The organism is Actinomadura soli (assembly GCF_005889715.1).
Lineage (GTDB): Bacteria > Actinomycetota > Actinomycetes > Streptosporangiales > Streptosporangiaceae > Spirillospora > Spirillospora soli.
Genome location: NZ_VCKW01000610.1, coordinates 1 through 583 on the forward strand (window position 1 = coordinate 1; position 583 = coordinate 583).

At 64.5% G+C, this 583-nt stretch carries 1 rRNA gene; it reads right to left on the reverse strand.

The window, feature by feature from the left end:
- Positions 1–391: 391 nt before the first annotated feature.
- Positions 392–583: ribosomal RNA gene (locus ETD83_RS42130) — 16S ribosomal RNA — on the reverse strand; the annotation flags it as partial.

Consider the following 583-nt stretch of genomic DNA (forward strand, 5'->3'; position numbering starts at 1 on the left):
AACAGCATCGTCATTCACCAGAGATGCTCGCGTCCACTGTGCAGTTCTCAAAAAACAACCGGGCCCACCAGAACCGCCCCACCCCAAGGGATGAAGCGGTACCTGGTCCCGCGATCCGAGGCCACCGGGCTCGCGCCCGTTTCCTCAGGACCCAACAGCGTGCCCAGCCCCCCACACACCCGAGACCGCCGTTCCCACTCCCCACAGGACCTAGACCCCGCGGGACGGTACTTGCCGGCTCACACGCGCGGTGAGCTGAATAGCCAGTGCTCCACATCTATGAGCAGCCACCTGACGGGCGTTCGCCGCCAAAGATGGCCACCGACCAGGACGCCCGGCCCCCCGGTGAAGGGGGAACGGGAACCGTTCTGGCCAGTTGTGTGCTCCTTAGAAAGGAGGTGATCCAGCCGCACCTTCCGGTACGGCTACCTTGTTACGACTTCGTCCCAATCGCCGGCCCCACCTTCGACCGCTCCCCCCAGCAAGCTGGTTGGGCCACGGGCTTCGGGTGTTGCCGACTTTCGTGACGTGACGGGCGGTGTGTACAAGGCCCGGGAACGTATTCACCGCAGCGTTGCTGATC